Source organism: Lactobacillus rodentium (assembly GCF_003423665.1).
Classification (GTDB): Bacteria; Bacillota; Bacilli; order Lactobacillales; family Lactobacillaceae; genus Lactobacillus; species Lactobacillus rodentium.
On the sequence record NZ_BFBY01000002.1, the window covers coordinates 96,211 to 115,554 of the forward strand.

Below are 19,344 nucleotides of genomic sequence, written 5' to 3' on the forward strand. Positions count from 1 at the left end.
CTACTTAATTAAGGTAAAACCCGTTTCTTGGTCACCTTCAATACGTACCTGACTTTGAATCGAAGTTAATTTTTGGCGTAAATAAGAAATATAAACCCAAACAATCCCTTCCTCAACATCAGTTTCATTTTTCCAAACATGGTTAAAAATTTCTTGAACTGAAATCTGCTTATTTTGATTAAGCAGTAAATAGTTCATTAACTGCGTTTCTTTGCTATTTAAGCGAATTGAGTTTTTACTCTCTAGTTCTTGATCTTCAACATTTAAAGTCACATCCCCAAAAGCTAATTCCTTTGGGGTAAAGGTGTCATCACGGCGTACTTTAGAACGCAAGCGTGCTAATAATTCTTTCAGTGAAAATGGTTTAGTCAAATAATCATCAGCGCCACTGTCAAGGCCCGTAACGCGATCGTCGACTTCAGCCTTAGCAGTCAACATCAAAATATAAGTTTTGTCACCACTTTCACGAATTTTTTTCAAGGCGGTAATCCCATCCATTACTGGCATCATGATATCTAACATAATGATATCGTAAGTGTTTTGGCGCGCTTTTGCGACTGCATCTTTACCATTAAAAACTGGATCAACTTCATAACCAGCGTTAGTCATGGCAGCAACTAAGACACGAGAAAGTTGGGGTTCATCTTCGGCTACTAAGATTTTCATCATTAATCCTCTTCTCTAATTAACTGGCGAATGGTTTGCATACTTACATCACAAGATGCCAATTCATCAGCGACACGTTTTAATTCTTGGCTAATCATTTCTGCATGCTTAACTTCATGCTTATATTTCATCTCATGTTCAAGACTAGCCCAAGTATCCATGGCGATTGTCCGTAATTGAATTTCAATATAATAATGGCCTGGTGTATTACCATCAACATCTGTTTCTGGTAGTTCTTGATCTAAAATTAGGTGATAAGATCGATAACCGTTTGGCTTAACATTAGTTATGTAGTCCTTCTTTTTAATAATGGTCGCATTCTCCCAGGAATCGATCAAATCAATCCATTGGTAAATATCATCAATAAAATTGCAGACTACGCGAATACCAACACTATCTTTATTTTCCTTGAGGGCGGAATGAGGAGTTAAGGGCAAGTGCTTACGTTCACATTTTTCTGTCATACTAGCTTCAGTCTTAACCCGTCCAATTAAGTGTTCATATAAATGGTCTCCATGTTGCTTAGCATAAGCCTGATTAATACTTTCAAAATGTTCCATAGTTTGGGCTAATAAATTTTCTAAAAGTGGTTGATAATTACCATAAATATTCATGAACTCACCTCATACGTCTTATCATACCAAACAATTTTCTCTTTGCCCGTAAATTAACAAATCTTAGCAAAAAAGCTAAAAGATTTCTCCTTTAGCTTTGACCTAATTGATTTTAATATTCATTTTAACTGCCTTGGCCACAGTTTGATAAACAGTCGACACCTCAAATAATCGTTTAATAAAAGCATCTTCTTGTTCTTGACTGGCTTGACTGTCAAAAGTAATATGCAGGTCCATGCTTGCAACATCACTCATCCCATGCTCTAATTTGCGCGTATGGGCAGTATTGTGAATTTTAAAATTCTTGATATCTAGTTTGCGATGAGCAATTAGCATTGCCGCCGAAATCGAAAGACAAGAGTTAACTGCACCAGTTAAGTATTCTACTGGATTTGGACCTTGCCCCTTACCTTCATCCGCCAGAAAAGTATAACTTTGCGTTGCATTTTCAATTGCCCAAGGTTCACCACTATATTCTGAATTTACAAAATACTCACTCATCTAAATCTCTCCTTTTAACTATATACTAAATCACAACTCCAACAAAAAATCACTTAAGAACTCTATCTTAAGTGATTTTTTATGACTAAATATTCTAATCAATTCAAAATACAGATTATTTATTTTAGTTAATATTAGTTACGTTTCCTAAGTCTACTGTATAATCCACTCATTAATGCCCCAAGACTAACAAACAATGCACCTACTGCAACCATATTAGCATCGTTTTCACCAGTTTGTGGCAAGGTATTTTGCTTGTTGCCACTAGAAGCATTAGTTGCTTCGTCCATATGAGCATCACTGGAGTTATTTGCAACACGTTCGATAATTTGGGTGTTTGAATTGTCTTGTTGTGATTTATTATTACCACTATTAGGTACGTTAGGAACATCAAGTGTAACATCACTATCATTATTGTTATCACTAGGTTCAGTGTAAGCTGGGAGACTTGGTTGAATTAGTGAATCACCATTTGAAGTTTCTTTCTTAACAACCTTTACAGTTACAATGCCGTTTTCTGGAATAGTTACTTCAGTTGTATCACCAGTGTAGTATCCATCTGGAATATGAGGTTTTATCTTGTCACCAGGTTTACCATCCACTTCTTCAGTTCCCACTACATCGCCATTACCGTCTTTGTAAATAATTACATTCTTAGTAGGTAACGCTTCAGGATTAGCAGCATCTCCATTTGAAGTTTCCTTCTTGACTACATTAACAGTAATTGGTGCTCCGTCTTCTGGAATAGTTACTTCAGTTGTATCACCAGTGTAGTATCCGTCTGGAATCTTAGGTGTTACTTTCTCACCTGGTTTTCCAGTGATATCTTGAGTACCTACGACATCGCCATTACCGTCTTTGTACATGACAACAGTCTTAATTGGTAATACATCAGTATTAGCAACGTCACCATTTGAAGTTTTCTTCTTAACTACATTAACAGTTGCAATACCGCCTTCAGGAATTGTTACTTCAGTAATATCACCGGTGTAGTATCCGTCTGGAATATTAGGTGTTACTTTATCGTTAGGTTTACCGGTTACTTCTTCAGTTCCTACTACATCACCATTGCCATCTTTATAAATGATTACATTCTTAGTAGGTAATGCATCAATAGCAGTTACGTCGCCGTTTGAGGTTTTCTTCTTAATTACAGTGACTTCAACAATACCACTTTCTGGAATAGTTACTTCATCGATATCACCGTTCCAGTATCCTTCGGGGATGTTTAGTGTTACCTTATCGTTTGGCTTACCAGTTATTTCTTGGGTACCTACAACATCACCATTACCGTTTTTGTAAATGATTACATTCTTAGTAGGTAATGCATCAGGGTTTGCTACGTCACCATTAGAAGTTTCCTTCTTAACTACATTGACAATAGCAATACCAGATTCAGGAATAGTGATATCAGTTACATCACCAGTCCAATAGCCCTCTGGAATCTTAGGAGTTATTTTGTCGTTTGGTTTACCAGTGATTTCTTGAACGCCAGCTACATCACCGTTTTTATCTTTATAGATGATAACGTTCTTGGTTGGTAGGATATCAGTTTCTTCTACATCACCAGTTGAAGTTTCTTTCTTGACTACAGTTACAGGCACTACGCCTGATTCTGGAATTGTAATATCCGTTATATCGCCGTTCCAGTAACCTTCTGGAATATTAGGTTTTGCCTTGTCGCCAGGTTTACCAGTGATTTCTTGAGTATCTACTACATCACCATTGTCATCTTTGTAAATAATAATGTTCTTGGCTGGTAATGCATCAGTGTTTGCTACATCACCGGTTGAAGTTTCCTTCTTAGTCACAGTAACTTCTACGATGCCACTTTCAGGGATAGTTACTTCGGTTGTATCACCGCTGTAGTATCCTTCTGGAATATTAGGTTTTACTTTGGCACCAGGCTTACCTTCAACTTCTTCATTACCTACCACATTACCATTGTTGTCTTTATAAATGATCACATTCTTAGTTGGTAACTTGTCAGTTTCTGCTACATCACCGTTTGAAGTTTCTTTCTTGACAACAGTTATAGTCACAACACCTGATTCTGGAATTGTAATATCCGTTACATCGCCGTTAAAGTAACCTTCAGGAATGTTTGGTTTTACTTTATCATTAGACTCACCAGTGATTTCTTCAGTTCCAACAACGTCGCCATTGTCATCTTTGTAGACAATAATATTCTTAATAGGTAATTTATCAGTTTCTGCCACATCGCCATTTGAAGTTACCTTTTTGATTACGCTAACAGTAATATTTGGAATCCCGTCAGCAGGAACTGTGATAGTTGTTGGCACATCTTTGTCACCATCAAGAACATAACCATCGGGCACTTCAGGAGTGATATTAATAGTTTCATCAGTTTTACCTGTGATAGGAGTAGTTCCAACTCGATTGCCATCTTGGTCAACATAAACAATTTCACCAGTTTGAGTATTAGCTGTATAAGTGATGTTAAAAGTTAAATCCTTATCGCCAGGTTTAACAGTTTGAGCTGAAATACTACTTTGACTTGGCGTATAGCCTGCGTAAGTTGGTGCTGTATAAGCTTCAAAAGTATCACTTTGCTTATTCCAAGTGCCATAAGTTACATCACCTGTTAGTTTATCTTTTGTAGCAGTTCTGGTAAAAGTAACGAATTTATTAACAGGAACTGTCTTATTGCCGCTTGGATCAGTTACATTAATTGTTTCATTTACTGTCCATTTAGTGGCTGTATCAACATTACTATCGTTTTCATGATCTTTTGTTACATCTCTATATTTATCAGTCATTGAAATATTAACGTTAGAGTTTGCTAACTTAATTGGATCGGTAGTATTTGAAGCAAGCGATAAAGTAACAATTTTATTGGGATTAGCTTTTTCAAGTTCTGTCTTTTTAGTTTCAATCGCGTTATCAACAGCTTGTTTAACGGCATTTAAAATCGATTCATCATTATTTTCCGCATTAATAAACACAGGCGTATCCATTGTAGTACCATTACTAAAAGTTATCTTGTTAAAAGCTTTGTTTGGGTTAGCTAATAAATCATGATTTGATGTAACAATTAAATGGCCACCTTTTGATGTAGTGAAAATATTCTCATTCTTAGGATCTATGAAATTAGTTGGTAAATTGGTGTTATTACCTAAATAAATCACAGCAGCTGAATTTTCATCTATCATAAGGTCAGTGTCAACTACATTCAACATATTCCACTTAGATAGATCGCCTGTTTTAATAGGATTCATATAAAACATACCCCTCATATCAGTGACATTGGATACATCCCAGTTAGATAGAGGCGTTAAATCATCAATTTGATTGTTCAAAAAAATATTTTTCATATCAGTGACATTGGATACATCCCAGTTAGATAGAGGCGTCAAATCATCAATTTGATTGTTACCAAACATAACATACATATTAGTAACATGAGATACGTTCCAGTTAGATAGAGGTGTTAAATTACTAATTTTGTTATGATCAAACATAGAACTCATATCAGTAACATTAGTTGTATCCCAATTAAATAATGGTGATAAATCACTAATTTGATTGTATTCAAACATCAAACTCATATTAGTAACGTTAGTTACATTCCATTTAGATAGAGGTACTAAATCACTAATTTGATTATTGTAAAACATATAACTCATATTAGTGACGTTAGTTACATTCCATTTAGATAAAGGTATTAAATCACTAATTTGATTATTGTAAAACATATAACTCATATTAGTAACATTAGCTACATTCCATTTAATTAATGAATTCAAATCATTAATTTTATTATTCCAAAACATTCTATCCATATCAGTAACATTAGCTACATTCCATTTAGATAGTGGCGATAAATCACTAATTTCGTTATGATCAAACATAGAACTCATATCAGTAACATTAGTTGTATCCCAATTAGATAATGGTGATAAATCACTAATTTTGTTATGATCAAACATAGAATACATATCAGTAATATGGCTAGTATCCGCATTAGCTAAGCCACTAATATCAGTTAAATTAGAGTTAGTAAATGTATCGATATCATTACTATTTCGTCTTAATAATGCGACCTTTTGACCATCAGTGTCACTTAATTTGGGTGCAACTCCGTTACGGATAAGATTTTTAACAGTTTCAATGTTTGCAAAAGTTTGCAAACCATTAGTATTAAAACCTGCTTCTTCAAAGTCCGCACTGTTTGGAATAGTTAAATTGCTAGTTGTGTCACTGCCCTTGTAGCCAGTGATTAGGAATTCGTCACCATCAATTTGTGTGTTCCAGTCATTAGCGTTAACGGGCACAAAAGTTGGTGTAGATTTAATATCTTGAGTATCATTAGCAACTTGCTCTGTTTTAACTAGCTTAATTTGCTTAACATCATTTTGTATTGAAGAGCTAACAGCATTTGCAGATAGTTTTTCAGTTTTCTGAATATTGTTATCAGCTACTTTAGTATTATCAATTTTTGTATTAGCTGATTGACTATCTGTATTTTTCATTGCTGAAGCTGATTTTTTAGATAATTGAGAAATTGCACCTGTTTCAGATCTAGATCTATTAGTGTCGTCAGTTTGGTTATCTAAATTTGCTTGTACTTTAGACGAATCATCTTGATTATTATTTAAAGCAGCTGTTTCTTGTTGATCAGATGCAGGTGTGAATGTATCAGCATGAACAATATTGCCACTGGTTAGATAAAAAGTTGTACCAATTAGTACACTGGCTGCACCGATGGTAAGTTTTCTAATTGAAAAGTGATGTTTAGTATCTTCATAATTTTTTTGCATTGATGAATATTCCTCAATCTTTACTTAAAAATAATTTGGTCAAGCACTTTTAAACATCAAAAGGTATTTAAAAAGTACTTTTTATTTTTGAAAAATTTTAAATAACATTAAACGATAATTGGCATTTTAGTAAGCCCTAAATCCAATTAAGGGTAAATTAAATACTTTATTATTGCAAGTTAAATAACAAATTCTTTTCCCTATAATTAGATAACGAATGTTGCAATAAATTAAAAATAGTAATCAATTAGGATGAATTAAATATAAAACTAAACCCTTGTATACCAGCTTTTTCTCAATTAAGTCAGACTCAAATAAACAAACCACGTTATATTGAAAAGGTGAGACCGACTAAAACAATTATGGTGTATAAAATAATTTCTTATGATCATAAAAAAATACCTCACAATCGTTAGATCTATGTCTAACAATCATGAGGTACTTCATCGATTTTTATTATTTCTTCAATAATCCTTGTTGAATCAAGAAATCACGGGCAACTTTACTTACAGACTTGTGTTCAACTTTAACTTCATAGTTCATTGTCTGCATTTGTTCAGTAGTAATTTTACCAGCGAGTTTATTTAAAGCTTTGACAACTTTAGGATTTTCTTTGGCAAATTTATTTGTCATCAGTGGTGCCCCTTGATATGGTGGGAAATACTTCAAATCATCTTGGAGTAAAACTAATTTGTTTTGTTTTACTTCAGGATCAGTTGTATAACTATCCACGATATTAGATTTACCTTGAGCAATCGCTTGATAGCGAATGCTTGCATCGGTACTTTTGATCGTAGCAAAGTCTAATTTATAAACTTTTTGCAATCCTGGGTAACCATCATTTTGACTAGCAAAATCAGTATCAAAGGTTGCATTAACCTTCTTATTGATCCTCTTCAAGTCGCTAATCTTAGTCAATTTATTTTCTTTGGCAAATTTTTCGGTTGTAGCTAGTGCGTAACCATTTTGGTAAGCCATTGGCTCTAAATAAGTCATTTGATATTGCTTATTTAAATCATCTTTAGCCTGTTTATAAACGGCTTTTGGATCATTACCGGTCTTTTTCCCAGTTTTGACAATTGTCTGTAAGACAGTGCCTGTGAATTCAGGGTAAATATCAATTTTGTCAGTCTTGAGAGCATTGAATAAAAAGTTGGTAGTACCAAAGTTTGGTTTCAAAACTACTTCAGTATGAGGATCATTAGCTTCAATCAAATCTTTATACATATGAATCAAAAGATTTGGCTCTGTTCCCATCTTACCGCCAATGACAATTTTCTTAGTTTCAACCCGATGCGTTTGTGGCTGCGTGTGAGGTTTGACATAGTTGTTGTAAACGCTGGTTCCACCCCAAAAAAGTAATAACACTGCCACAAGGCCTAAACCAAATTTAGTACGAGTTTTATTTTTAGAGATAAAACTCAAGAACCAAGAAAATACTAGGGCTAGCAATGCAGAAAGAATTGCTCCCAACAAGACCTCGGTGGAATTATCAGAATTGATACCTTGATAGATATAAGTACCAAGACCACCACCACCAATTAAAGCAGCTAAAGTAGCGGTACCAATAATCATAACTAACGCAATCCTAATTCCTGAAAGAATCATTGGAAAAGCCAAAGGCCATTCTAATTTTTGAAATCTTTTCCATTTAGTAAGACCAAATGCTGTAGCTGCTTCTTTCAAATTATCAGGAATATTTTCTAAGCCTGAATAAGTATTTTGAAAAATTGGCATTAAGGCATAAAGCACTAAAGCGATAATTGCTGGTGTAGTTCCAATACCAACAAATGGTAATAATAAACCCAGGATAGCTAAACTAGGAATCGTTTGAATAATACCGGCAATTTGTAAGAAAAAGCCTGCAGCACGTTTATGGTTCCTAACAGCAAAGGCCAAAGGAATTGCAATAATCATCGCAATGAAGAGCGAGATCAATGAAATCCTAATGTGAACCAAGGTGGTAGCCCAAATTTGGTCATGATTTTCGACAATCATTTTTCCTAAAGAATTAATCATTGGCGCTCACCCTCTTCAATAAAAATTTCCACACTTGTTTTGGTTCAATGACATAATCACCAAAACTCGTCTCCGCTACAAATAACTTATCAGGATTATCTGAACAATCTTTAATTAAGTCTTGGACATTATAAACGTGATAGTGAGGCAAGGTTTCTGTTTTTGGATAATACTTCACATCTACCCCAATTTCACTCTTTACTAATGTTTCCAAATCAAGTGCACTATGAGATTCGCTGCCCGCAAAGAAATTCTTAACAAATTCAGTTGCTGGGTGTTGTAAAATCTCTCTCGGTTTACCCACTTGTTCCAAATGACCTTCGTGAACTACTCCAATCTGGTTACCCATGCGAATTGCCTCATTCATATCATGTGTTACGAACATGATTGTGACATGGAAACGTTTTTGAAGTTTGAGTACTAAATCTTGTAATTGTTTCCGGACCACAGGATCAAGAGCAGAAAATGGTTCATCCATTAAAACCACCTTAGGATCACCTGCTAAAGCACGGCCAATTCCTACCCTTTGTGCTTCACCACCAGATAATTGGTCTGGATATCGATCCAAATAAACTTCGGGATCCAGTTGCACTCCTTCAAGCACAGTCTTTTGTACTTTTAAGCGCTCCTTTTTAGTGAAACCCTTTCTTTGTTCAAGTGGTAAAGTGATATTTTCACCCACAGTTAAATTAGGAAACAAAGAAGCTGACTGCAGAACATAGCCTGTCTTTTGTCTTAATTCTCTTAAATTATAATCTTTGATATTTTTATCATTATAAAAAATATTGCCACTGCTAGGTTCAATAAGACGATTGAACATCTTAAGCAAGGTAGTTTTACCACTACCACTTGGACCTACCAAAACGAATATTTCACCATCTTTAACGGTAAATGAAACATCGTCCAAAATCATTCGTTCTCCATATTTTTTGGAGATTTGTTCATATTTAATCATTCTGTTTTCCTTAATCCTTGCATTCTTTACTTAATTCTTTCATAGCAGAACTACGAACACAAGTTTTAAAACTAATTCAAATACTTCTTAATATAATCTTCTAAAACCTTGAAGACCCCATTTTCGGAGTTTTTGGGAGCGATATAACGCGCAACTTGTTTAACTTCATCCATGCCATTTTCCATCGCGTAAGAATATTTAGCTAGCTTAAGCATTTCAATATCATTACCGCCATCACCAAAGGCAATTAAGTCTTCCCCAGTTAAACCAAATTTAGCCAGAAGTTCTTTTAAGCCTTCGGCCTTACTTACACCATAAGCATCAACGTCAACCGCAAAGTCAGCTGAGCCGTAAGCAGAAATCACCTTACCATATTTATCGTTAATGGCTTTTTGAATATCTGGTGCATTTTTACCACCACAATTAAAGGTAATTTGCACAAAATCTTCATCAGGTAAATCTTCCCACTTATCGAGCTCACCGACATCCCCAGCAAAATAAGCCAAGAATTTTTTCTCTTCTTCGGGCGCACTCTTGAGCACATAAGCTTTACCAGGACCAAACACTAAGGTTGTAACGCCGTTATAAGTTCTTTCACCAAAGGCTACAGTGGCTAGAATCAAGTCACGCTTAATTGGAGTGATACCAATTTGTTTACCTTCTGCAATTAAACGTGCACCATTTACCGTTACAAAATCCATCCGATCTCTAAAATCAACAAAATCTTGCTTTAAGCGTGCATAAGGTCGACCAGAGGCAACAATAAAATGAACCCCTTCTTTTTCAAAGATAGATAAAATTTTGGCAAATTCTTCATGGTCAAAATCTCTTTTTTCGTTTAAAAAGGTTCCATCCATATCAACGGCCACTGCTTTAAAAGGTAATGTCATTGTTTGTTTCCTCCTTCAAATACTTACTTATATTATTTAATGCTTTATTTTGCATTATGTAAATATCTCAGAATTATTTTTCATAAAAAAAGTATAACGTTTTAACGTTATACTGTCGTTATACTTTAATGATGATCAATTGCTCCGTTTAACCGTTTATGATAAATCAAGTAAACAATTATCATAAATGGAATTTCAATTAATAAAACTAGATAGAATAAGCTATGTGGAATTTTTGCTGCTAATACCCCACCAAGCATTGGTCCAAAGGCCATCGCAATATCCATACCCAAATAAAATGTGGCTGTGGCTAAACCTTGTTCTTCCATTGGAGCTAATAATAAAGCAGTTGATTGCAAGACTGAGTAAATTACACCATATCCTACTGCTAAAGCTAACGCAGCTAAACCCATGATCCAGTCATTAAACATATAAGTAGCCGCAATTAAGAAAACAATCATGGCTACAATACTAATCCAGAACCAGCGACCAAATCGAACGGTATCAAAATCTTTCTTGAGTACAGTTCTAATAATTAATAAAGCAATTGCATAAATAATAAAGAATGATCCCACAGAGATATTTAAGTGGCGATAAGTTGCGTACATCACAATATCAGCCTGCGTGATAAAGTATGGAAAGGCAAAAAGCATAATTAAAATCCCAACAGGGATAGAATCTCGCTGAATAATTTTGAACTTCCTTTGCCTTTGATCAGCTTGCTTTTGTTGAGGCTGGCCTTTATCGCCCACAAATTGAATCATAATCACCATCAATAAGGCAGCCAAAGCGGCAATTGCCAAAGACCAGCGATAGCCAATAACTTTATATAAGTTAATCGACATTGCGGGAGCCACTGCCATTGCTAACGCATTCATCAAGCCATAAAAACCCATTGCCTGACCAACATTTGCCCGCGGTACCAGCATGGAAAGCCAAGTTGCCATACAAACGGTCGCCAAAACAAAGCCAACACCATTAATTAGTCTAAATATTAAAAGCCAAGCACCAGATGGTGAAAAACAATATCCCCCAACACCAATAAAAATCAAAATACCACCAATAAAAGATAATTGATATTTTGAAAAACGATCAGTTAAGTTTCCTGCTACTGGACGTAAAAACATGGAAATAATACTCATCATCCCCGTAATTACTCCGGCAAAAATGGTACTTGCCCCCAAATCAAGGGCAAAACCATTAATTAATGGTGTCACAAACATTACTGAAAACATAAAGAAAAACGAGGCCGCCATTACTAGCACCACGTCTTTCGTATAGATTGATTTAGATTTCTTCAAATCTAGGTCTCCTATTAGTTAATTTTTACTTATTCTTACGTTCTTGGTAGGAATAATAAATCCAAGCTACAATTCCAAAAGCTACTGGTCCAATTGCTGTCCAGAATGAAGTCATATAATCGCCAGTAAATAATGGTTCGATACAAGTAAAGATAATACCGATTGCCACTACTAACCAAACTACTGTCGTAATTGTCCAGACTTTTTTCATCCCAGTTACAAAGACAAAGGGACGATCGAGGTCTTTTTTCATCTTAAAGAATGGAAAGGCACCGATTAAGAAGAGGTATGGAGCTGATGAAGAAACATTCATCATATCCATTAAGATAGTATAAAATTGTCCAGCCGCATTACCACCAAAGGCAATGAACAAAATAATGACACTAACAATTAATGCTTGAACCCACATACCGCGTTCAGGCATGTTGTGCTTGTTTAACTTCGTTAAGCCTTTTGGTAAAAGCTTAGGATCACAACCTTCAATAAAGGACTTAATTGGTGAATAAACCATCAAGAAAGCAGCTGAGATACCAGCTAAAACATCAGCAATACCAGCAAATCTTGAAAAGATTACTCCTAAAGTTGCGGCAGTACTATGTGAAAGGCCCAAACTATGACCCATAACAAGACCCAAATTGTTGATCAAAACATATTCAACATTGGCCAAGTCAACATTTTTGCTAGCCAAAGCATGGTTCCAGTTAACTGCCACCCCACACATTAAAATGTTAAAGACATAAAGTGCAGTCATCAAAACCATGGCAATAATCAAGGCTTTGGGATAAGTTTTTTCAGGTTTATCTACTGAATCAATCACACCTGATGAAGTTTCCAAACCACCATAAGCAAATAAAGCATAAACAATGAATGAAATAACTGCAATTGGACTTTGGAAAGCTGGATTCGGTGAATGAACCAAATTAGTTGTGGTTAATGGTTCGGCAAGTTGACCATGATTAAGAAAGAAGACGATCAAAGATACTACCATAAAACCGATTGCGATCGCTAAGGTAAAGAAACCACCAATGTTACTTACAAAGGCAATTTTATCAACACCTTTAGCTGCACAAAAAGTAACAACGACTAAGAAAACTACTTCAAGCACACCTAAAAGTTGAGTCGAAGTCAAGATATTTCCTAAATGCCAACTTTGGGTGGTATCGTGACCAAAAATTGCAGTTGATAATGATACCAGGAAGAATTGAGTTGATGACACAAGCCAGACAACCCAAGCAGCGAGCCAAATGAAAGTTCCGATAAAGGATGTTTTTTCACTAACTGAGCCACGTAGCCAAGAAAAAATTCCTCCTTTAGCACCCTTAAAAGTTGCTCCATATTCGGCGAACATTAATGCAGATGGGATAAAGAACAGTACCGCAGTTAAGATATACCACAAAATACTGGCGTAACCCATTTGATAATAAGCTGTCAATGAATTACTAAATCCAAAGATAGCTGAGAAAATCATCAAAACTAAAGCACCGGTCTTTAGCTTGACGCCATTTTTCTGATCCATAAAAAATAAAACTCCTTTTTGTAAAACACCTATTTTATTATGGTCCTACTTTTAATTATTTTCAAAGATTTAACGAAATTAATTTTAATTTTTATAAAAAAATAGCGACTACTTTTTCAAGTAATCGCTATTGTTAATCTTATTTAGGTAAAAGATTAATAGTTAATATACATCTTTCTTTCCCAATCAGAAACTGATTGGGTGTATTGTGCCCATTCATATTCTTTAGATTCAATAAAACTATGAGTTAAGTGGTCACCTAATGCTTCTTGCATTAACTCATCTTCCTTAAATGCCTTAATCGCATTGTGAAGAGTTGAAGGAAGTGGTTTAATACCACGTTTAGCTCTTTCTTCTTCACTCATTTCGAAGACATTTGAAGTAATAGGTTCCATTGGCATCTTTTCTTGCTTAATTCCATCTAATCCAGCTTTGAGAACTGCGGCTAATAATAAGTATGGGTTAGCCATTGGATCAGCAGAACGCATTTCCAAACGAGTACCAACTTCATCAGCATCAGGAATACGAACAAGCGGTGAACGATTCTTGGTTGCCCATGAAATATATACAGGTGCTTCAAAACCTGGAATTAAACGTTTATATGAGTTAACAGTTGGATTAGCAATTGCAGTAATTGCACGTGCATGTTCCAAAATACCATTTAAGAAGTATAAAGCAGTCTTTGATAAGTGGTATTCACCATCTTTATCATAAAAGACATTCTTGCCATCCTTAAATAGTGACATATTAGTATGCATCCCGTTACCAGCAGCACCTTCAAGTGGTTTAGCCATAAAGGTAGCTACTAAACCATGCTTGCGAGCAATAGTTCTTACCACCATCTTGAAAGTTTGAACACGGTCAGCAGTTGTTAAGGCATCATCAAACTTAAAGTCAATTTCTTGTTGGCCTTCCCCTACTTCGTGGTGAGCAGCTTCAACTTCAAAACCAATTTTTTCTAAAGTTTCCACAATGTCACGACGACATCTTGCACCTTCATCATCAGAAGTCATATCAAAGTAAGAAGCATGATCGGGAACTTCAGTAGTCCATTCGCCATTTTCACCCATCTTGAAGAGGTGGAATTCTGCTTCAAAACCAATATCAAAAGTAGAAAAGCCCATGTCTTTCATTTCTTTGACAACACGCTTCAAATTGTTGCGGGGATCACCTTCAAATGGTTCACCATTAGTCTTATAAACGTCACAGATTAAGCGACCAATCTTACCATCCTCAGTATCCCAAGGTAAAATCATCCAAGTTGAAAAGTCTGGATGTAATACCATATCACTTTCTTCAATTCTAACGAAACCTTCAATTGAAGAACCATCAAAGCGAATATCATTAGTTAAAACTTTTTCTAATTGACTAGTTGGAACTTCTACGCTTTTCATTGTTCCATTTACATCAGTAAAAGCTAAACGTAAAAATCGAACGTCATTATCTTTAACGCTCTTTCTAATATCTTCAGCACTAATTTGTTTTGTCATTGTACACACCTATCTAAAGGACTTTAAATTGGTATAGTCCTCAAAAACAACTTTTTTGCTTTGTGCTAAGCACATCTAAACAATAGCAAAAGAAATTGGTATCGTCAATTAAAAGTGAAAAGATATTTTAAAATAATTTTAATCTTTAAAATAAATTGCTCTAACTGCCGCCGTAATTGCTAACTTAACATGCGCATAAGTTAGCCCACCTTGCATATAAACCACATATGGAGGTCTAATTGGTCCATCAGCTGAAAACTCAACTGTTGAACCTTCCACAAATGATCCAGCTGCCATAATAATTTTGTCTTCATAACCAGGTTGTTCACTAGGAACTGGCGATACAAATGAATCAATTGGTGAATTAGCCTGAATTTGTTGCACAAATTGAATCATTTTATCAGGATCATTAAAAATAATGGCTTGAATTAAATCGGTTCTTGGTTCGTTCCATTTTGGTGAAACATCCGCACCCATCTTTTCTAATAGTGCGGCACTATAAATCGCGCCTTTAATTGCACTTCCGGTAGTGGTTGGGGCCATAAAGAGTCCTTGATAAAAGTCACGATTATTATTTAACGTAGCTCCTTCATCACGGCCAATACCTGCTGCGGTCAATCTAAAAGTTGCATTTTCGACATATTCTTTCTTACCAACAATATAACCACCAATTTTAGCAAAACCACCACCAGCATTTTTAATTAGAGATCCTGCCATTAAATCAGCACCATACTCAGTTGGTTCATGTTTTTCAGAAAATTCGCCATAACAGTTATCAATAAAGACAATACTTTTTGGTGATGCCTTTTTAACCATTTTAATCATTTTTTTGATTTTTTGAACCGTAAAACTTTGACGAGGATCATAGCCACGAGAACGCTGAATTACCACCATTTTTGGTTGATGTTGCGCTAAAAATTGGGGTGCTTGCTCATAATCGACATCACCATCTTTTAGTGGGATGTAAGAGAACTTAACGCCATATTGGGCTAAACTTCCTCGCTTATCGCCAGCCATACCAATTACTTCTTGCATGGTGTCATATGGCATCCCTGTTAAATAAGTTAATTCGTCACCTGGAACCAAATTACCTGCCATTGCTGTAGCTAGAGTGTGAGTCCCCGAGACAAATTGCGACCGTACTAAAGCATCTTCAGTTTTAAAAATTTGTGCATAAATTTGATCTAATTTATCACGACCTTCATCATTATTACCATATCCAGTAGTTCCCAAAAGGTCACTTTCGGCTACTTGATGATCTTTGAAGGCCTGTAAAACCTTATTTTGGTTATATAAAATTTGGTCATCGATTTCTTTTAACCGTGGATCAATCATTGCATCAACGTCTCTAACAATTTTTTGTAATTTATCAGGTAAATTATTCATTCAAAAATTCCTCTACTCTCTTGATAATTTTTTCTTGATAGTTTTTATCCTGGAGAGGATCAAACCACTCTACTGGTAACTGATGTTTAAAATATGTTAACTGTCTTTTGGCATATTTGCGTGAGGCCTGTTTCAATTTAGCTACTGCCTGGTCAAGATCTTGCTCACCTTCAAAATAAGGGAAAAATTCCTTATAACCAATTGCCTGAATCGCCTGATGTTCCTGATCGCGATGATCAAAGACAAAACGCGCTTCATTTAATAATCCTGCTGCCATCATCTTATCTACCCGCTGATTAATCCGGTCATAGACTAGCTGGCGCTCACTATTAAGGCCAATAATTAAAGCGTTATAACGCGGTTCAATCTTTTTTTGTTGGCTACTAAAAGGTTTACCGGTCCGCGAGATTACAGTGAGGGCTCGCAACGTTCTTCTTGAATTTTGAATAGCAATTTTTTTAGCTGCTTCAGGATCTCTCTTATTTAACTCCGCCCATAATTTTTCTGGACCATAGCGAGCCAAATAATCCTCCCACTCCTTATCGACACTTGTACGATATTCACCTGGTTCTCCTAGCTGCATTTTATTAACCAAAGCATTGATATAAAAACCTGTCCCTCCAACTACAAGCGGAACATGGTGATTACGAGCAATTTGCCCAATTGCTTCATTTGCTTGTTTGACAAAATCTTTGACCGAATATTCTTCAAAAATTGATTTTTCATCTACTAAATAATGCTTGACCCTAGCTTGTTCTGCTGGTGTAGGCTTCGCTGTGCCAATTCCGACTTCTTGGTAGATTTGCATTGAATCACCTGAAATAATTTCGCCGTCTATTTTTTCAGCCAAGTCTAAGCCAAAAGCACTTTTCCCTACTGCAGTAGGTCCTACAATTACAATTATTTTTTGCATTTTATTCCTGTTTTCTCTTTTTTAATTCATCTTAATTTTAACAAATAAATCTCAAATTTTATTCGCTTTTCCTTATTCATAATTCTTTATTTCAACTTCACTAACTGCTAAAATTAAAAGTGTAAAGAAAAATAATATATTAGGAGGCACAAATTATGGCAAAGAAATTTGGTGCAGGTTTAGCAACTGGTATTTTAGCAAGCATTGGTGCAATTGCTGCAGGTGCTTTTACTTACAAGAAAAAGGTTCTTGATCCAGAAATTGAACAAGAAAATAAGATGGAAGAAAACAGAATTAAGGCTAACAGAAAGAGTCACGTTTCTCACCAAGCTTAATTCATGATTTTCAATAATAAAAGGCTACAAGTTTTAATACTTGTAGCCTTTTTGCTTGCTTTAATATTTTGAAGCCTTAGTTTGACCTTCCCATTTATCAAAGGGATCTTCTAACCAATACACTTTTTGATAGCCATTCTTTTTTAAGATCTTGGCTGCTCTTAAGGTCATTGCTTGCGAATCAGAATATAAATATACTGGTAAATCAGGTCTAATTTCTGAAAATTGATATTTAAACATAGTCAAGGGAATGTTGCGAGCACCTAAGATATGTTTCTTTTTAAATGGTCCTTTTTCTCGAACATCAATAATTTGCGCCTTACGTTTACCTGCTTCAAATTCTTTTTGGGTAAGTTTTCCGCCTACGCTTTTTGCTTGAATTTTTTGCCAAAGCCAACTTAGTACAAAAGCTAAAATGATAATAATTAAAACAGTGTTGATAATCCAAAAGATATTATTCATTTACCGGCACGACTCCTCTTTTATTTATTCTATTAAATATCATAAGCTAATCTACGCTTTTGTGCTAGCTTCTTTTTTTAGTTCATATTCATATTCATGGCGCAAAACTAACTTGGCATTCATATATTCTTTTTTCGTTATAACGCCACGATGATGTAAATTATCTAATTCAATTCCCATTAATTCAATATCCCACTTACGTTTACCAACATGAACCAAGATATTGAAACGTTTTAATAGTTGTTGGACATCATATAAAGTTTTCATTAGTAACTGATCACCATTCCTGATCTCAAACTCCAAACAGTGTATAAAATTAATACTACTAAACTAATTACCCTTAATTTTGTATGGTATTGACGTAAATTCTTATTACCAATCAAAATGCATAAGAAAAATCCACTGATTAAACCACCAACATGTCCCAAAATATCAATATCTTTAATAAAGAGGTCCAATCCCAGATTAATCACAGCCAAGGCAATTGACATTTTTCCTAACTGTTCAATAAAAGGCAAATTGCGATTGCGAACATAGAGAGCAATCACGGCACCTAATAAGCCAAACAAGGCGGTAGATGCACCTGCAGCAATGCTATAGTCATTTCCCACTGCAAAACTCAACAAGTTACCACCAACACCTGATAAAAGGTAAATTCCTAAGAAGCGCCAAGAACCTATAATTGGTTCTAAATATTGACCCAAATAATAAATCATCACTGCATTGGAGGCTAAATGAAGCCAACCAATATGCAAAAATTGAGCAGTAAATAAACGCCAAAATTGATGGTGTTCGGCGACAGCTAAATTATTCATCGCACCAAGTCGCATTAAAACTGTCCCACTTGTCGAACCACCCATCACAGTTTCAACCAAATACATTACTACTAAAACTGCCAAGATAGCAATTGTCATATATGGTAAGGGTAAGCGCGTCTTTCTAGTTTCCATTATCTTTATCCTCATCAGTTAAAATAAGCTGCTTCAAATCTATATCAAAATCTTCGACTGGCCATTGGGGGCTTGCTACTAGCTGTTTACTATTTACTAGGGCAACCGTTTGTAAATCATGCTTTGCTAAATAACGGTCATAATATCCTCCCCCAAAGCCAAGTCGTTCATTATTATTTAAACTAAAAGCCAGTCCTGGTACAACCATTAAATCTAATTGTGAAGAAACTTTAACATTTTCATTCCAATTTTCCCAAACACCAAACTTACTCTTGGTCAACTTCGTCTCTGGCTTATATTGGGTAAATTCCATTTGTCGTTTCGGTAAAACACGCGGAATATACACTTCTTTTCCCTGCTCCCATAAAGATCTAATAATTGGTTGCGTATTAACCTCAAGTGGCATTGCAAAAGTAATCGCAATTTTTTGCGCTTTTTTAGTTAAAGGATGTTGCAAAAATTTAGTAGCCAAAATTTGATCTTCTGCTAGTTTTCTTGATGTCTGTGCAAAATTAGTTAATAAATTGATTTGCTTCTGGCGAAATGTCGTTTTATCTATCATATG

The 19,344-nt window shown here is 35.2% G+C and carries 17 protein-coding genes; 1 reads left to right on the forward strand and 16 read right to left on the reverse strand.

What is annotated here, in order from left to right:
- The 12 genes from LrDSM24759_RS01775 to miaA form a co-directional block, all read right to left on the reverse strand.
- Positions 1 to 666, reverse strand: a complete 666-nt coding sequence (locus LrDSM24759_RS01775; RefSeq protein WP_117117783.1) for a response regulator transcription factor — start codon at positions 664 to 666, stop codon at positions 1 to 3.
- A gap of 2 nt (positions 667 to 668) precedes the next feature.
- Entirely contained in the window at positions 669 to 1,280 is a 612-nt protein-coding gene (locus LrDSM24759_RS01780) for a GTP pyrophosphokinase (RefSeq protein ID WP_117117784.1), read from the reverse strand.
- 102 nt (positions 1,281 to 1,382) lie between these two features.
- On the reverse strand, positions 1,383 to 1,781 hold the full coding sequence (locus LrDSM24759_RS01785) for an OsmC family protein (RefSeq protein WP_117117785.1): 399 nt from the start codon (positions 1,779 to 1,781) through the stop codon (positions 1,383 to 1,385).
- A 134-nt stretch (positions 1,782 to 1,915) separates the two neighbouring features.
- Positions 1,916 to 6,562: a BspA family leucine-rich repeat surface protein gene (locus LrDSM24759_RS01790; RefSeq protein WP_117117786.1), complete on the reverse strand. Its 4,647-nt coding sequence runs from the start codon at positions 6,560 to 6,562 to the stop codon at positions 1,916 to 1,918.
- A 456-nt stretch (positions 6,563 to 7,018) separates the two neighbouring features.
- Positions 7,019 to 8,581 (reverse strand): ABC transporter permease/substrate-binding protein, encoded by a 1,563-nt coding sequence (locus LrDSM24759_RS01795; RefSeq protein WP_117117787.1) that lies wholly within the window; start codon positions 8,579 to 8,581, stop codon positions 7,019 to 7,021.
- Positions 8,574 to 9,536, reverse strand: coding sequence for an ATP-binding cassette domain-containing protein (locus LrDSM24759_RS01800; protein WP_117117788.1), 963 nt, complete (start codon positions 9,534 to 9,536; stop codon positions 8,574 to 8,576). Before LrDSM24759_RS01800 ends, LrDSM24759_RS01795 begins: the two co-directional genes overlap by 8 nt.
- Positions 9,537 to 9,607: 71 nt before the next feature.
- Positions 9,608 to 10,426, reverse strand: coding sequence for a Cof-type HAD-IIB family hydrolase (locus LrDSM24759_RS01805; RefSeq protein ID WP_117117789.1), 819 nt, complete (start codon positions 10,424 to 10,426; stop codon positions 9,608 to 9,610).
- Between the two features lie 125 nt (positions 10,427 to 10,551).
- Positions 10,552 to 11,727, reverse strand: coding sequence for an MFS transporter (locus tag LrDSM24759_RS01810; protein WP_117117790.1), 1,176 nt, complete (start codon positions 11,725 to 11,727; stop codon positions 10,552 to 10,554).
- Between the two features lie 25 nt (positions 11,728 to 11,752).
- The gene (gene yjeM / locus LrDSM24759_RS01815; protein ID WP_117117791.1) at positions 11,753 to 13,243 is read right to left on the reverse strand and encodes a glutamate/gamma-aminobutyrate family transporter YjeM; all 1,491 of its coding nucleotides are present in this window, start codon (positions 13,241 to 13,243) and stop codon (positions 11,753 to 11,755) included.
- A gap of 155 nt (positions 13,244 to 13,398) precedes the next feature.
- Complete coding sequence (gene glnA / locus LrDSM24759_RS01820; RefSeq protein ID WP_117117792.1) at positions 13,399 to 14,733, reverse strand: type I glutamate--ammonia ligase; 1,335 nt, start codon at positions 14,731 to 14,733, stop codon at positions 13,399 to 13,401.
- 138 nt (positions 14,734 to 14,871) lie between these two features.
- Positions 14,872 to 16,119 carry a methionine gamma-lyase family protein gene (locus LrDSM24759_RS01825; protein WP_117117793.1) on the reverse strand — a complete coding sequence of 416 codons (1,248 nt, stop codon included), beginning with the start codon at positions 16,117 to 16,119 and terminating at the stop codon, positions 14,872 to 14,874.
- Positions 16,112 to 17,032: a tRNA (adenosine(37)-N6)-dimethylallyltransferase MiaA gene (gene miaA, locus LrDSM24759_RS01830; protein WP_117117794.1), complete on the reverse strand. Its 921-nt coding sequence runs from the start codon at positions 17,030 to 17,032 to the stop codon at positions 16,112 to 16,114. The genes LrDSM24759_RS01825 and miaA overlap by 8 nt, the downstream gene beginning before the upstream one ends.
- Positions 17,033 to 17,187: 155 nt before the next feature.
- Between miaA and LrDSM24759_RS01835 the strand changes: the two genes are divergently transcribed.
- Positions 17,188 to 17,367: a DUF3042 family protein gene (locus tag LrDSM24759_RS01835; protein ID WP_117117795.1), complete on the forward strand. Its 180-nt coding sequence runs from the start codon at positions 17,188 to 17,190 to the stop codon at positions 17,365 to 17,367.
- A gap of 60 nt (positions 17,368 to 17,427) precedes the next feature.
- Here LrDSM24759_RS01835 and LrDSM24759_RS01840 read toward each other — a convergent pair whose 3' ends face one another.
- Genes LrDSM24759_RS01840 through LrDSM24759_RS01855 form a run of 4 tightly spaced genes read right to left on the reverse strand, consistent with a single transcriptional unit; the run spans position 17,428 to position 19,341 of the window.
- The gene (locus LrDSM24759_RS01840; RefSeq protein WP_117117796.1) at positions 17,428 to 17,829 is read right to left on the reverse strand and encodes a rhodanese-like domain-containing protein; all 402 of its coding nucleotides are present in this window, start codon (positions 17,827 to 17,829) and stop codon (positions 17,428 to 17,430) included.
- Between the two features lie 51 nt (positions 17,830 to 17,880).
- On the reverse strand, positions 17,881 to 18,096 hold the full coding sequence (locus tag LrDSM24759_RS01845) for a YqgQ family protein (RefSeq protein ID WP_117117797.1): 216 nt from the start codon (positions 18,094 to 18,096) through the stop codon (positions 17,881 to 17,883).
- Positions 18,096 to 18,779 (reverse strand): rhomboid family intramembrane serine protease, encoded by a 684-nt coding sequence (locus LrDSM24759_RS01850; protein WP_117117798.1) that lies wholly within the window; start codon positions 18,777 to 18,779, stop codon positions 18,096 to 18,098. Before LrDSM24759_RS01850 ends, LrDSM24759_RS01845 begins: the two co-directional genes overlap by 1 nt.
- Positions 18,769 to 19,341 carry a 5-formyltetrahydrofolate cyclo-ligase gene (locus tag LrDSM24759_RS01855; protein WP_117117799.1) on the reverse strand — a complete coding sequence of 191 codons (573 nt, stop codon included), beginning with the start codon at positions 19,339 to 19,341 and terminating at the stop codon, positions 18,769 to 18,771. The genes LrDSM24759_RS01850 and LrDSM24759_RS01855 overlap by 11 nt, the downstream gene beginning before the upstream one ends.
- Between the last annotated feature and the right edge of the window lie 3 nt (positions 19,342 to 19,344).